Genomic DNA, 12,661 nt, shown 5'->3' with positions numbered 1-12,661 from the left:
GGGTCATTGCGCGTGACGCAAGTTGAGCAAATGGCCGATCGTCACAAGCGCTACGCCGATGATCGTCAGCACAGCCTCTTGCACGCCATGTGGCACAGCCAGCGCGCCGCCCATAAAGGTAAGGCCCATCATCGCGATGACGAAGGGCGCCGGCTGGCGGTGCTTGAGAGCGCCCCAACCGATGGCAACACCAGCAATGATCATCGCGAGCACCAGAGCGACGCGGTGAAACTCTTCGGCGAAGAAAAACTGACCGCCGATCCCAAGTGATGACACGAGAAAAATACTCGCGAGGCAATGCAACGCGCAAAGCCCGGAAAGGCCAATGCCGATCCGGTCAAGCCGCCGTCTGACAACCGGGCGATTCGAAGACGTGTCACTGCTCATGAGGTGAGTTTCATGTATGTTACATTATCACATTTCGCAAGAGATGAATCGGATTTTTGATTGCAGAGCGCGCATGCTGATTTGCGCCGAATGGACTTGCAACTTGAAGCGTCCAGCGACACTTAGGCGGCGCGATGGCTAGCCAGACCGACACTTCGATATTGCCTATGGCAGAAGATGGCCCTTTGGGCCGTCCGCTGGCGCTGGCCAATTGGCTCTTGGTGGTCGCGGCAATGGTGGTCGTGATCGTCTTCGTCGGCGGCATCACCCGGCTGACCGAAAGCGGCCTGTCGATCACCCAATGGGATGTGGTGAGCGGAGTTCTGCCACCGCTTAGCGAAGAGGCGTGGCTGGCCGAATTCGAGCTTTACAAGCAAACTGGCGAATACAGGTTTGAAAGCGGCCCTGCGGGGATGGATCTGGCCGCGTTCAAGTTCATCTATTTCTGGGAGTGGTTTCACCGCAATCTTGGCCGCCTGATCGGGCTGGCGTTTGCTCTGCCGCTCGCGTGGTTCTGGATCAAAGGCGCAATTCCCCAAGGCTACAAGGCGCGCCTGTTTGCACTGCTGGCCCTGATCGGCGGTCAAGGAGCGCTTGGTTGGTACATGGTCGCCTCAGGGGTCGGCACCGATCTGACCGATGTCAGCCATTTCCGTCTGTCAGCGCATCTGCTGACGGCATTGTTCCTTTTGGGCGGGCTGGTGTGGACCGCGCTGGATCTGAGGCGATTGGCGCGTGACCCGGATGCCAAGCCAGCGCGTTTGACAGGCGTCGCGATTGCCACGGCGCTTATATTGTTTGTGCAATTGTTGCTCGGAGCATGGGTTGCAGGCCTGAATGCAGGGCACGCAAGCTATGACTGGCCGCTGATGAATGGTCGCCTGATCCCCGAAGTCGATTTCTCGCGCGGTGTCATTTGGACACTGACCCACGATCCCTTCCTTCTGCATTTCCTCCATCGCTGGTGGGCCTGGATCGCGGTCATTGCGCTGGTCTGGATGGCGCGCAAGGTGCGTCACACTGATCGGATGGCTTCGGTCGCAATACACAGCGCCTTTGGCACGATGGTATTGCTCGGCATTGCCACCGTCCTAACCGAAGTGTCGCTTTGGATTGCGGTTTCGCATCAATTGGTCGGAGCTTTGCTGGTCGCCTCCGTTGCATGGGGTATGCACAGTCTGGGCGCGCAAGATCGGGCCTGATCGGCGCGAATGCTCTATGAGTGCTGAATGACTGATGATTCTGCTCCAAAAGGTGCGCTCGTCTGGTGCCCTTTTCCGGATCGAGAGACAGCGCGTGAAGCAATAAAAATCCTGCTGGACGAAGACCTTATCCGCTGCGCGAACTTGGTCGGCGAAATAGAATCGCTCTACACATGGAAGCAAAAACTGGAAAGCGGCACTGAAATTGGGGTGTTGCTTAAGACACGCAGTGAAAGTCTTGAACATCTCGTAGTGCGTTTGGAGGAGTTGCATCCCTACGATACTCCGGCAATACTTGGATGGCAGTGTGATGCCGCCGCGCCAGCGACGCTGGATTGGCTCCATGCACTTGGTGGAAAGTAAGTTTTCGTGGGGCAGTTAAGATGGTCAGCTTCAGCCGAAGGGCCGCAATTGGTTCTCTGATCGCTGCGGGTGCGTTGATAGGCCCCGCCCCCTTACCCATGCAATGCGAGCAAGCTCTCCTGTTACTCCCGCAGGGCCCATGCGGCTTGGCAGGCGTGTCACTCGTGAGCTTCGTGACGGGGAAACGCTGATCGTTGCGCGTGAGTGGGACATTGCATTTGCGCCGATGGGGCGCGGTTTCTCCGTAGCAGGGCAGCAAGTCGACGTCGTGGTCGAGGCTCCGGCAGTGCTTGGCGCTTTGGCGGAGATTGAGCGCAGCCGATCGACCGAAGGCATGTTTCCAATCATGCTGGATCAAACCGGGATGATCATGACAGCTGGATCGAACATGGATGAGCGGGACTTTGATGCCGCTGTTATCGAGGCTGAAAAAACCATCGCAGAAACGAGCGGTACGCTGAGCGATCGCAATGCGCGGTTGATGCATCTGGCCCAATTGCAAAAGGCCGGAAGCACAATGCTCGAGCAAATGCCGCGCGACCTGTTCTTTCCCGACGCCAAATCTGTCCGGACAGTAAAGCCGCTTGCGCTTGCTGATGGCACGACAGGTGAATTTGAGTTTACCTACACTGCGCACACGGCGGAGGGAGGCCCGTGGCTGAGCCGTGCAGAGCGGAAAATCGTCACGCGCATCGGAGATGATAAGCGATATTCCAGCGAGCTTTGGACGCTGAGCTAGGCCGCTTTGAAACGGGCCGTCTGGCTCGATAAATTTCAGGCGGTATTATTTTACCTCTCTTGAAACGCCCGCTTTTGCTTGACTTTGGCCATGCAAAACGACAAATCGCGCCGCGCATCAACGGCTCGGCATTCCGCTAGCCTGCGATTCGCGGTTGGCCCTTCGATAGGGCAAACTGCTTCGATTTTCACAAACCTCTGACAGGTTAAGGACAAAGCCAATGAAGGCGCTCAGCAAGCAGACCCGGTCGATCAAACCGGCCGAGGTCGAAAAACAATGGCACATTATCGACGGTGAAGGTTTGGTCGTTGGCCGCGTTGCCTCGATCATCGCCAACATCCTGCGCGGTAAGCACAAGCCAAGCTACACCCCGCATGTTGATTGCGGCGATCACGTGATCGTCATCAATGCCGACAAGGTGAAGTTCACCGGCAACAAGATGTCTGACAAGGTCTATTACAAGCACACCGGTCACCCCGGCGGCATCAAGGAAACCACGCCTGAGAAAGTACTCGAAGGTCGCTTCCCTGAGCGCGTGCTTTCCAAAGCGGTTGAGCGGATGATCCCGCGCGGACCGTTGGGTCGCCAGCAAATGCGCGCCCTCCACCTCTACAGCGGCACCGAGCATCCACATGACGGGCAGAACCCGGCTGTGCTCGACGTTGCCTCCATGAACCGCAAGAACAAGGTCACCGCATAATGGCTGACAAGAAGACAGAAACCGCAGCGAAGAAGCCTGCTGCGAAGAAAGCTCCAGCAAAGAAGGCGGCTGCCAAAAAGGCACCTGCCAAGAAGGCTGCAGAGGAAAAGGTAGAAGCAACCGAAGCGGAAGAAGCGAAGGTTGAAGAGACCACAGCTGAAGCGCCTGCTGAAGAAGCCAAAGCAGAAGAGCCGAAAGCTGAAGAAGCTGCCGCTCCTGAAGCCAAGAGCGAGACGGTGTCTGATCTGGCCGATCTTAAAGACATTGCTGGTGATGCACCGGCTGCTGATGCAGCTGAAATTGCTGCCAACCCAGCAACTCCGCTGCGCGAGCAAGAGCTTGACCAGTATGGTCGTGCCTATGCCACCGGTCGCCGGAAAGACGCTGTTGCACGCGTCTGGCTGAAGCCGGGCAAGGGCGAGGTCACGATCAATGGCCGCACGCAGGACGTTTACTTTGCGCGCCCAACGCTGCGCCTGATCATCAACCAGCCATTCGCGATCACTGACCGCGTTGGCCAGTATGACATTGTCGCAACCGTACGCGGTGGCGGCCTGTCGGGCCAAGCTGGCGCGGTGAAGCACGGCATCAGCCAAGCGCTTGCGAAATACGAGCCAGAGCTGCGCTCAACGGTGAAGGCCGCCGGCTTCCTCACCCGCGATAGCCGTGTTGTTGAACGTAAGAAGTACGTACCGCGCGAAAGCCCGCCGGAGCTTCCAGTTCAGCAAGCGCTGATCGTTCCGACTATATCGAACGCGAAAAGGCGGTCCCTTCAATCGAGGGGGCCGCCTTTTTCATTTGCGCTGACAGAATGCTTTAGTCGGGCTGCAGCAGCATCAGCGCCCAGGTCAGTCCGGTTCCCGCCAAGAACAACGGCCAAGACCAATAGAGCGAATAGTCGCCCACGCGCATGTTATGAATGGCAAGATAGCCGCCACTTGTCCCTTGAGAACCAATTACCAGCGCGACAACACCGGTGAGTATCCCACCCAGGATCATAGCTTTGATCGCACCCATGACCGTACTCCTTGCGTCGAATCGGGTTCGTTTAAGCATGCGTCTTGCCAAGCCGAAGCCCTGCAGAACGCTTTCAACCCATGCCTAACAGCAAGTTTCTTTAAATATGATAAAGGTGGTTAAGTTCGCTGCAGGGACAATTCGCTGGACTGACCGGTCAACTGGCAGCTGGAGCGCCGACGGTCCTGGTCTCAACCGATATATCTCCACCTGCTGAGCAGATGAGAACTTTATAGGATGGCGGGGCTCCGTGCCGCAGCCGTGTGGAGAGTGTTCCCGCCCCGATCATCCGAAGGGAAAGCCCGCCACTTTCGCGAATCTCGTCGAATGGGGTGTGGACATGGCCCGACATAATTGCATCCGCACCGGCGGCAGCAATCGCTTCAAACGCCGGCGTGCCGCCGATCGTGGGATTGCCCTTTTCGCCACTAGGCCCAAGCAATGGATGGTGTCCGTACACGATCTTGGTGCGCGGCTCGTCCCGCAAGGCCTCCAATGCTGCCACCGTCCGCTCAAGCGGGTTCTGGCGAACAAACCCGTCAGACCAGGGAAAGCGCGGCTGTGCCCTCACCGTTGTCACCAGCGGTACCAGGACGACATCGTCGGTCTCGAAAGAAGCGCCGACCAAGGCATTAAGTTCGCGGTATCTGCGATACGGATCGGTAAACCGCTCCCACAGATTGTAATATGGCATATCGTGATTGCCGGCCTGCAACACCACCGGAACACCCAAAGCTCCGAACCATTCAGCCGCCGCTGCATATTCGCTGTGTTTTGCCCGCTGGGTGAGATCGCCGGTGCACACCACCGCATCGGGCTTCTCTTGAACGACTGCGCGCGCCACCACATCAAGCGCGGCGCGGTCCTCAACGCCAAAGTGCACATCAGATATATGAAATAAGCGCGTTGTCATCGTTGAACCTGCCAAGCGCGAAAGCGAACAAAGCGCAACCGCTAATTGGCAGTCAGACCTGATCGGAAAGGACCAGCCACGCTGCGATGGCATTGAGGCCGCTATAGGCCACATAGGCCCAGACCAGGCCCGGCCAGCCATTCGCCGCCAGCATCATCGCAGCCAGCAAAACCATGAACTCTGTGATCAGGGTCAGCCTTCCGCCGAGCATATGCACGAACCAGGGCATCTGCCCAAGCAGCGGATGGCCGCTTTCGAGCACAGCCTTGTGCAGGGCAAAGTTTCCGACTCCAAGCAGGAAGATGATGGCGATCGGCAGCATGATGACAGTATGGCGTAAACGCTGGTCCGCTGGAAAGAGGTATTCGTCGGAGAGATTGTATCGTCGGTCCGAGCCGTGTGGCATCAGTCGAGTCGATTACATCGGTAATCGAGCAACAAATGAACAGTTGGAGCCCTTCCCCTATTTCTGAAGATGCAAGGGCGGTTTTGATCCCCGCAAACCCGATCTCCCCCGGATCGGGCAGAGCCGCACTTCGCATTGGAGGAAATTATGTTGAAGACCGCAATGACCGCAGCCGCTTTGAGTTTTGCAGCCTTTTCTACCGCTGCAACCGCAGGCTCAAGCGATGTGCCACACACTCAGGTCAAGGTCGCCGACCTTAATCTGAGCACGGCGGAAGGCCAAAAGCGTCTTGATCGTCGTATTCATGCAGCGGCCAAGAAGATTTGCCAGATCGGCAAGGCGCAAAGCACCAGCCGCATTCCATCCGCTGATCGTCAGAAATGTTATGACGCAGCGCTAAGCAGCACCAGAGCGCAAGTTGCCTCATTGATCGAAGCGCAACAACGCGGCGGCTAACCCCTGCAGATCTCATACCCCGCGAGGCACCGATCGCTTGGTGCTGTGCATGCGGCTCGGACCCTTTAACCAGTCCCAGGGTTCGGGCCGCATTTCATTATGATGGAGAGAATAGCTCGATCAGGCGCGCAGCACTGCAAATGCAGATCAGCGGCCCGCCATTGCCTTGACCTTTGCGAGATAGGTCCGGCCAATCCGCATGGCGTCGCCGTTCTGTAATTCAGCCGACCACACGCCAAGCCCGTCATGCCGCAGGCCGCGAATATTGTCTTTGCGCAGGATAGTGGAGCGATGGATGCGGATGAACTCATCGGGATCCAGCCGCTTTTCCAAGCCAGCGATGGTCTGTAGCAGCAGGTAGGATTGCGGCGCATCTTCGGTTCCGATGTGCAAGCGCACATAATCACGCTCAGCGTCAATCTGGTGCACTTCGCTCACCGCCACCCGGAGCAATTCCGAACGATGCGGAACCCATAGTTCTTCGAGCCATTCGCTCGATTTTTCCTTGCGCTCGCCACGGCGCGCACCTGCGCGCTCGATAGCGCGGCCCAAACGATCAGCCGAAACCGGTTTGAGAACATAGTCAATCGCTTCGAGATCAAACGCCTCAACCGCAAAGTGATCATGCGCGGTCACGAATATGACTGCAGGAGCCTCTTCCGCTTCAGCCAGCTGTTTGGCGACGCCGAGGCCGTCCAGTTCCGGCATGGTCATATCGAGCAGCACAAGGTCGGGAGACAGCGCTTCGGCCAGACGGAGCGCAGCCGCACCGTCGCTGGCCGTACCAACGACGTTGATCGATGGGATTTCCGCGCAGATCACCTGGATGCGTTCGACCGCAAGTGGCTCGTCATCGACGATAAGCGTGCGCAGGGCCGGCGCTTCATTTTCGGTTTCAGCCATGTCGGGTCAAAGGTATCCGCATTTCGGTGCTGTATCCGCCGTCAAACGGCGCGGATGTCAAGGCGACATCAGGCCCGAACCGTGCCTCGAGCCGGTCGCGCACATTCGCAAGGCCAATGCCAAAACCGTGGCTGACGCCCGCAGGAACGCCAGGTCCATTGTCGCTGACGGTAATCACCAGCCGGTCAAACTCTTCGCGCGCTTTCACCGAGATTGTCACGACGTCTTTCATTTCGGAAACCGCGTATTTGACCGAATTTTCGACCAGCGGCTGAAGGATCATACCCGGCACGCGCGCCTCGGCCAGATCGTCTGGCAGGTCGAAATCGCACACCAATCGCTCGGGAAAGCGAACCGCTTCAATGTCCAGGTAGAGCTGTTGCAGGTCAAACTCGTCTTTCAGGGCGACGTCGGACGTTGGCTCGTCAGCAAGACTGTGACGATAAAAGCGCGACATCGTCTGAATCATCCGCTCAGCGCGCTCTGCTTTGCCAGTCATCACCAGCGCAGAGAGGGAATTGAGCGTGTTGAACAGAAAATGCGGGTTCACCTGATAGCGTAGACTGCGCAGCTCTGCTGCCTTGGCTGCTGAGCGGAATTCCTGCTCTCGCCGTTCGGCGGCGCGGGCCTGAACCCCAGCGAGCAATGCAAAGTAAAGCGAAGCCCATGCAAGCAGGAGAAAATAGCGGCCCAGTGCAATGTCGAGGACGCGGCGCCACATCTCCAAATTCGATTCCGCCGGCACGATGATGACGCTTTCAGAGCCGACTATCGTGTTACCCTGGTCCGGGCTCGAGGGATCAACCCGCGTCACGGGCACATCGACCAGTAGATTGCCCGATTCATCACGGCGCAAATTGATGCCGTTTTTCTCGGCATATTTTTGCTCGGCAACCTTTTGGATGCTCTGAAAAACCAGCTGGTTCGTCTTGCCAATCGCAATCGCAACCGGGATCGCCAGGATGATCGCCGCCGTGACCCGCACCCAGAGCGGACGCGCATCGAACAGGCGCAACAGACCCCACAAGGCGATGGTCAGCGCAATGGCCGCCACGGTCACAACCGCGCGGCGCCACATCATATCGACTTGCATCGCGTAGTCGATCGGGTTCACGCCATCATAGTCGATAACGAAACTGCGCAGGGTGATCAGAACGAAATACGTCGCCCACAGGATGCACATCGAAAAAAGAACTGTGCGAAATGGGACGCTTGAGCGCGCCTTCTTGGCGATAGGTCTATTCATGAGTGGTGATGAAATAGCGCGCGAAGAGAGATTCGGCCAATCTCTCGTCGGACACGGTCAGACGTTGATCGAAAGCCCGTCGAGCACCATTGTGTGCTGGCAAGGAACATTTCGATCAACTTGAGCTAATTATGTGGCCGCGATCAGGCTTTGGGCTTGATCATCTCGCGCGGGACAATCCACTCGGCAAACTGCTCCTCGGTTAGCAGGCCCAGCGCCACTCCCGCTTCTTTCAGTGTGGTGCCGTCTGCATGCGCTTTCTTGGCGATCTTGGCGGCGTTGTCGTAGCCGATGTGCGGGTTAAGCGCTGTGACTAGCATCAGGCTTTCATTCATCAGCTTGTCAATGCGGTCGGTGTTCGCTTCGATCCCGGTGACGCAGTTACTGGTGAAGCTGTGCGCGCTGTCGCTCAGCAAACGGATCGATTGCAGCACGTTATAGACCATGACCGGCTTGAACACGTTGAGCTCAAGGTGCCCGTTCGAGCCTGCAACGCTTACAGTGGTGTGATTGCCCATCACCTGCGCGCACACCATGGTCAGCGCCTCGCACTGCGTCGGGTTCACTTTGCCCGGCATGATTGAAGAGCCCGGCTCATTGGCTGGCAAAGCAATCTCACCCAAGCCGCTGCGTGGGCCAGACCCTAGCAGGCGAATATCGTTCGCGATCTTCATCAGGCTGACCGCGATCGTATTGAGAGCGCCCGACAGCTCAACCAGCGCATCATGCGCTGCCAGAGCCTCAAACTTGTTGGGAGCGGTTACGAAATCATGCCCGGTCTCGCTCGCCACATGGCTCGCGAACTTCTCCGCAAACCCGACTTTTGAGTTGATGCCAGTGCCGACTGCCGTGCCACCTTGAGCCAGTTCCAGAACGCGCGGCAGAGCATTTTCCAGCCTCGCAATCCCATATTCGACCTGCTTGGCGTAACCTGAGAATTCTTGGCCGAGCGTCAGCGGCGTCGCATCCTGCAAATGCGTCCGGCCAATTTTTACTATGTCGGCAAAGGCGTTTGCCTTGGCATCGAGCGCACCGTGCAATTCAGCCAATGCCGGGATTAGCTGCTCAATCGTCTCGCCCGCCGCCGCAATATGCATCGCAGTCGGAAAGGTGTCATTGGAGCTTTGACCCATGTTGCAATGGTCGTTCGGGTGAACCGGCTCCTTGCCGCCATGCTGGCCAGTGAGGATTTGATTTGCGCGGCTGGCGATCACTTCATTCGCATTCATGTTCGACTGTGTGCCCGATCCCGTCTGCCAAACGACAAGCGGGAATTGATCAGAGAGCGTTCCGTCGATCACTTCGCCAGCGGCAGCAACAATCGCTTCGCCCAATTTCGCGTCGAGCACGCCCAATTCCATATTGGCGAGCGCGGAACATTTCTTCTGAATACCCAGAGCCTTGACCAGCGGCGCGGGCATCGTCTCGGTACCAATGGCGAAGTTTGCTAGGCTGCGCTGTGTCTGCGCGCCCCAATGGCTATCCGCCGGGACTGCTACTTCGCCAAGCGAATCGCTTTCCATACGCACCGGACCGGTGTTTCCGGTTTCAGAGGCGGTTTCAGGGCTTTGGTTCACGTCGCTCATCGAAGAGATACTCCATTCGGTCTATTTCAGGCTCCCATAAGCACCGCTAATAGTGAACGTCAAAGCCCTTGGCGCACGCCACGCAAGCGGCTAAACGTCTTGACGTGCTGTATTGCTAGGGTAATACAGTCCTCTTGGAGGAAGAATTGACCGATCTGAACACTCAAACCGCGCGCAAGGCCATGATTGATAGCCAATTGCGCACCAGCGGTGTGAATGAGGCATATGTGCTGGCGCGCATGAATGCCGTGCCGCGCGAGAATTTCGTTCCCAGCGATGCCCGTGCGATTGCCTATATGGATCGCGCCGTGCCGGTCGGAGAGGGCCGGTTTTTGCCGGCTCCTCTGGTGCATGCAAAGATGCTTGCCGAGGCTGTTCCGACCACGAGCGACACAGTGCTCGTGGTTGAGAGCGGCACCCAGTATTTTGCCGAGTTGATCGCACCTCTGGTTGGCGGCGTAGACCAGATCAGCGCCTCTGATGCTGTCGAGAAAGCTGGCCGCAAAACCTATTCGTTGATTGTTGTAGACGGCGCGATTGAACACTTGCCGGCAAAGCTTGCCAAGCGGCTTGATGAAGGTGGACGGATCGTCACCGGCTTGGTCGATAAGGGTGTCACGCGACTTGCATTTGGACGCAAAATCGCTGGCTCGGTCACGCTGCAAGCGGTCGCAGATATTGGTATTCCGGTGCTGCCTGAATTTGCCCAGGCGAAAAGCTGGAGCTTTTGAAGGTCATGGGGGGTCGCACTCGCATCGCCACCAAAGGCGCATCATTTGCGGCGATCCTTGCCGCGGGTTGTGCAGCGGCTCCGCTATCGGCTGACACTCTACGCGAAGCTCTGGTCGAGGCGTATAACACTAACCCCACTTTGCAGGGTTCGCGCGCGGACCAGCGCGCGTTGGACGAAAACGTTCCGATCAACCGCGCATCAGGCCTGCCAAGCGCGACGGTCACTGCGACGCATATCGAGTTCGTGCGGCGCTCAGCCAACTCGTTCACAGCGCCAGAGCGTAATCTTGGCGTGAACGCGCAGGTGTTGGTTCCGGTCTATTCGGGCGGCGCGGTCAAAAACAGCATCAAAGCGGCAAAGGGCCGGGTTGTTGCGGGCCAAGCAGCCCTACGAAACAATGAGAGCGCGATTTTCGGCCAGGTCGTCGCGGCCTATATGGATGTGCTGCGCACCGAAGCCTTGGCTGCGCTTTCAGCCAACCAGGTGCAGGTGCTCAGCGTAAACCTGCAGGCGACAAGTGACCGGTTTGAAATCGGGGATTTGACCCGCACCGACGTCGCTCAATCACAATCACGTCTCGCAGTTGCGCAAGGTGACTTTCGTCAAGCCGAAGCCGCCCTTATCAACGCGCGCGAAACCTATATTCAATTGGTTGGCAAGGCGCCCAACGACCTGCAAGCGCCGCCACCGCTGCCAGGCCTGCCTGACACAGTTGGCGGTGCAATTGTCGCAGCGCTTGAAAACAACCCCAATTTGATTGCCTCGAAGGAGCGCGCCAAGGCACTGGGCTTCGATACAAAAGCTGCTGGCGCTGGCAGACTTCCAACCGTCGGCCTGTTCGCAAACGGCGATTACAGCGATTTCTTCGGCACGCTTGGCGGGCCGATCGCGCAAGACTTCGCGCAAAGCGAAACGACGGCAAATGTGGGGGTCCGGCTGACGATCCCGCTGTTTCAGGGAGGGCTTCCAGCCGCCCGGCAAAGGCAGGCGGGCGCGCGCGAAACCGCTGCACTCGAAGAAGTGATCGAGATTGAACGCAGCGTCATCGCCGAAACCCGCTCGACCTATTCCAGTTGGATTGCAGCCAATGCAGTGATCGAAAGCTCGCAAACCGCTGTTGAAGCAGCTGAACTCAGCCTTGAGGGCGTTCGCGCGGAAAACTCGATCGGCAATCGCTCGATCCTAGATGTTCTCAATGCTGAGCAAGAGTTGTTGCAGGCCCGCGCCCAATTGGTGACCGCGCGCCGCAACGCATATGTCGCCGGGTTCAGTCTGCTCGCCTTGATGGGCCGTGCAGAGGCGCGCGATCTAAATCTCGACACCGGCGGCCCGCTTTACGACCCGCAGGTCAATTATAAGCGCGTGCGCGGAAAATTCTGGGATTGGGACCGCGATCCAGAAGCTTCGCCGAATTCGACGAGAACCGTTGACATTCCGGCAGCTGACGCAAAAGTTGGCCCCACTTTGGATGACAATCCGCCTAACTAGGCTAAATTCCATCCGATTCGTGGTTAACTGAGTGCAAATTGAGGCGACTAATGGCGCAAGATAAAGAACCGTCAGTTGATGAGATTCTTGAATCGATCAAGAAGGTGATCAACCGGGATAATCGTGAAAGCGCACTCGATGCGCGTCGTCGCCGTGAAGAAGAGGCCGAGGCCGCCGCACCAGAGCCCGCCGATGCTGACGAAGCCGAAGAAGTGCTTGATCTCGCGGAAATGGAATTTGCCGAGGACGTCGACGCTCCCGTTTCCGATATGGAAGACCCTCAACTGACCACTGATGCAGTGCGCGGTGCGATGCGCGAAAACCTCGAGGCGCTCGCCATGCTGGCCGAACCGGGCGTTCCGCCACAAATCGTGCGCTCGGGCGAGACTTCGCTAGAAGCACTGACGCGCGAACTGATGCGACCGATGCTGGCGGAGTGGCTCGACAAGAACCTGCCCGGTATCGTTGAAAAGCTGGTTCAGGCCGAGATCGCGCGGATCGCTGGGAAGCGCGGCTAATCGC

The 12,661-nt window shown here is 57.8% G+C and carries 15 protein-coding genes and 1 pseudogene; 9 read left to right on the top strand and 7 right to left on the bottom strand.

What is annotated here, in order from left to right; all coding sequences use genetic code 11:
* Positions 1–3: 3 nt before the first annotated feature.
* A complete protein-coding gene (locus tag ACZ1GU_RS00670) occupies positions 4–387 on the bottom strand; it encodes a MerC domain-containing protein (RefSeq protein WP_472646224.1) in 384 nt (127 codons plus the stop codon).
* A gap of 134 nt (positions 388–521) precedes the next feature.
* Between ACZ1GU_RS00670 and ACZ1GU_RS00665 the strand changes: the two genes are divergently transcribed.
* From ACZ1GU_RS00665 to rpsI, 5 genes and pseudogenes are all read left to right on the top strand, one after another.
* On the top strand, positions 522–1,589 hold the full coding sequence (locus ACZ1GU_RS00665; protein ID WP_472646223.1) for a COX15/CtaA family protein: 1,068 nt from the start codon (positions 522–524) through the stop codon (positions 1,587–1,589).
* Between the two features lie 27 nt (positions 1,590–1,616).
* Positions 1,617–1,952 carry a divalent-cation tolerance protein CutA gene (gene cutA / locus ACZ1GU_RS00660; RefSeq protein ID WP_472646222.1) on the top strand — a complete coding sequence of 112 codons (336 nt, stop codon included), beginning with the start codon at positions 1,617–1,619 and terminating at the stop codon, positions 1,950–1,952.
* Between the two features lie 139 nt (positions 1,953–2,091).
* Complete coding sequence (locus tag ACZ1GU_RS00655; RefSeq protein WP_472646221.1) at positions 2,092–2,691, top strand: hypothetical protein; 600 nt, start codon at positions 2,092–2,094, stop codon at positions 2,689–2,691.
* A 220-nt stretch (positions 2,692–2,911) separates the two neighbouring features.
* Positions 2,912–3,391 (top strand): 50S ribosomal protein L13, encoded by a 480-nt coding sequence (gene rplM / locus ACZ1GU_RS00650; protein WP_472646220.1) that lies wholly within the window; start codon positions 2,912–2,914, stop codon positions 3,389–3,391.
* A gap of 263 nt (positions 3,392–3,654) precedes the next feature.
* Positions 3,655–4,126 (top strand): annotated as a pseudogene (gene rpsI, locus ACZ1GU_RS00645) (30S ribosomal protein S9).
* Positions 4,127–4,207: 81 nt separating this feature from the next.
* Here rpsI and ACZ1GU_RS00640 read toward each other — a convergent pair.
* The 3 genes from ACZ1GU_RS00640 to ACZ1GU_RS00630 form a co-directional block, all read right to left on the bottom strand.
* On the bottom strand, positions 4,208–4,408 hold the full coding sequence (locus tag ACZ1GU_RS00640) for a hypothetical protein (protein ID WP_472646219.1): 201 nt from the start codon (positions 4,406–4,408) through the stop codon (positions 4,208–4,210).
* Positions 4,409–4,565: 157 nt separating this feature from the next.
* A complete protein-coding gene (locus ACZ1GU_RS00635; RefSeq protein ID WP_472646218.1) occupies positions 4,566–5,321 on the bottom strand; it encodes a metallophosphoesterase family protein in 756 nt (251 codons plus the stop codon).
* 52 nt (positions 5,322–5,373) lie between these two features.
* The gene (locus ACZ1GU_RS00630; protein ID WP_472646217.1) at positions 5,374–5,727 is read right to left on the bottom strand and encodes a hypothetical protein; all 354 of its coding nucleotides are present in this window, start codon (positions 5,725–5,727) and stop codon (positions 5,374–5,376) included.
* Between the two features lie 147 nt (positions 5,728–5,874).
* Here ACZ1GU_RS00630 and ACZ1GU_RS00625 point away from each other — a divergent pair, with 147 nt between their 5' ends.
* A complete protein-coding gene (locus tag ACZ1GU_RS00625; protein WP_472646216.1) occupies positions 5,875–6,183 on the top strand; it encodes a UrcA family protein in 309 nt (102 codons plus the stop codon).
* A gap of 147 nt (positions 6,184–6,330) precedes the next feature.
* On the opposite strand, the gene ACZ1GU_RS00620 is transcribed toward ACZ1GU_RS00625, so the two are convergent.
* The 3 genes from ACZ1GU_RS00620 to fumC all read right to left on the bottom strand — a co-directional run bounded on the left by ACZ1GU_RS00620 (position 6,331) and on the right by fumC (position 9,918).
* The gene (locus ACZ1GU_RS00620) at positions 6,331–7,086 is read right to left on the bottom strand and encodes a LytR/AlgR family response regulator transcription factor (RefSeq protein ID WP_472646215.1); all 756 of its coding nucleotides are present in this window, start codon (positions 7,084–7,086) and stop codon (positions 6,331–6,333) included.
* Complete coding sequence (locus ACZ1GU_RS00615) at positions 7,079–8,332, bottom strand: sensor histidine kinase (RefSeq protein WP_472646214.1); 1,254 nt, start codon at positions 8,330–8,332, stop codon at positions 7,079–7,081. Before ACZ1GU_RS00615 ends, ACZ1GU_RS00620 begins: the two co-directional genes overlap by 8 nt.
* Before the next feature lie 143 nt (positions 8,333–8,475).
* Complete coding sequence (fumC, locus tag ACZ1GU_RS00610) at positions 8,476–9,918, bottom strand: class II fumarate hydratase (RefSeq protein ID WP_472646213.1); 1,443 nt, start codon at positions 9,916–9,918, stop codon at positions 8,476–8,478.
* A 146-nt stretch (positions 9,919–10,064) separates the two neighbouring features.
* On the opposite strand from fumC, the gene ACZ1GU_RS00605 reads away from it, so the two are divergent.
* Genes ACZ1GU_RS00605 through ACZ1GU_RS00595 form a run of 3 tightly spaced genes read left to right on the top strand, consistent with a single transcriptional unit; the run spans position 10,065 to position 12,657 of the window.
* A complete protein-coding gene (locus ACZ1GU_RS00605) occupies positions 10,065–10,649 on the top strand; it encodes a protein-L-isoaspartate O-methyltransferase family protein (protein ID WP_472646212.1) in 585 nt (194 codons plus the stop codon).
* 5 nt (positions 10,650–10,654) lie between these two features.
* Complete coding sequence (locus ACZ1GU_RS00600; protein ID WP_472646211.1) at positions 10,655–12,139, top strand: TolC family outer membrane protein; 1,485 nt, start codon at positions 10,655–10,657, stop codon at positions 12,137–12,139.
* 50 nt (positions 12,140–12,189) lie between these two features.
* Positions 12,190–12,657, top strand: a complete 468-nt coding sequence (locus ACZ1GU_RS00595) for a DUF2497 domain-containing protein (RefSeq protein WP_472646210.1) — start codon at positions 12,190–12,192, stop codon at positions 12,655–12,657.
* The last annotated feature ends 4 nt before the right edge of the window (positions 12,658–12,661 follow it).

The organism is Erythrobacter sp. HA7-11 (assembly GCF_055693605.1).
This window is presented reverse-complemented; position numbering and strand designations above follow the sequence as displayed.